This window comes from Psychromonas sp., from assembly GCF_983033635.1.
Genome location: NZ_CEZLMY010000004.1, coordinates 12,040 through 12,585 on the forward strand (window position 1 = coordinate 12,040; position 546 = coordinate 12,585).

Sequence of the window (546 nt, forward strand, 5' to 3'; positions counted from 1 at the left end):
GCTCGGGCAGAAAAAGAATCGCCCTTTAAAACCACTATTGCCCATGGTTTTTTAACCCTGTCGCTATTGCCGCGCTTAACCGACAGTGTCAACCCGAAGAAACCGCTCTACCCGAATGCGAAGATGACGGTGAATTATGGCCTTAACCAAGTGCGCTTTCCTTATCCGGTTAAAACAGGCAGTGTGGTGCGTGCGCATAGCCGTTTAATTAAAATTACTCCCATAAAACGCGGCTTAGAGATAGAAAAAGAGATTTCGATTGAGATAAAAAACACCCGCCGCCCTGGTTGTGTTGCCGTTTCTGTTGTGCGTGTTTATTTTTAAATTCAAGTGGTTACTAGCCGTTAATATTATCCTGGCTGCTTAAGCTGGGGTAATCCTTCCTACAAAATAAATTAATTTCCTATTTTTCCTAAAGTTATTTTTTGAGCTGTCGATAAGGTTATTAAGTCTGAACATCGACTGTTTTGAAAATGAACCGTTAAAGAAAAAAAGTTTAAAAAAGATTTAAAGTTATTTTTTAAGCGGTCGATAACAGATACATAC

1 protein-coding gene is annotated in these 546 nt (G+C 39.4%); it reads left to right on the top strand.

Annotated features, from left to right (window positions below):
* A partial coding sequence (locus tag AC4GME_RS01120) for a MaoC/PaaZ C-terminal domain-containing protein (protein WP_490378912.1) occupies positions 1–324 on the top strand: 324 nt, incomplete at its 5' end.
* Between the last annotated feature and the right edge of the window lie 222 nt (positions 325–546).